This window comes from Mesorhizobium waitakense (assembly GCF_056431085.1).
On the sequence record NZ_JBWKME010000195.1, the window covers coordinates 1 to 561 of the forward strand.

The 561-nt window shown below is 63.8% G+C and carries 1 protein-coding gene; it reads right to left on the minus strand.

Annotated elements, in window-relative coordinates:
- Positions 1-135: 135 nt before the first annotated feature.
- Positions 136-561: tyrosine-type recombinase/integrase (locus AC07FD_RS36445; protein ID WP_478353763.1), on the minus strand; the 426-nt coding region annotated here is incomplete at its 5' end.

Below are 561 nucleotides of genomic sequence, written 5' to 3' on the forward strand. Positions count from 1 at the left end.
ACTACTTCGAAAACTCAGGCTATGACCGAAATTAATCTCATCCCGCTCTAGTCTAGCGTCCGCTATCGTTCTTCACCGCACCACGGGTCCGGCAGCACGGAAGATGTCGGCGACCTCGATCGAGACACGCACGGCTCAACCGTCGGGCGAGATCTCTCCCGGCTTGAACAGGCCGAGCTTGTCGAGCGGGCTCGTAACCGTGCGGACCGTCCGGATCGCGACCTTGGCGTAGAGTGCGGTGTTGTTGAGCTTGGCGTGCCCGAGCAGGACCTGGATAATGCGGATGTCGGTGCCATCCTCCAGAAGGTGGGTGGCGAAGCTGTGGCGCAGCGTATGCGGCCCGACCCGCTTGGCGATATCTGCGGCCTGGGCCGCCTCGACGACCACGCGATAGAGCTGCCGCGTGCTGATCGGCTTCATCGCGTGCTGCCCGGGAAACAACCAGCCGTCGCGATGCATTACGCCCTGCCGCCGCCCCACCCTCCACCATTGCCGCAGGAGAGTGAGCAGGTCCTCCGAGAGCATGGCGTTGCGATACCGCCCGCCCTTGCCACGTTCCAC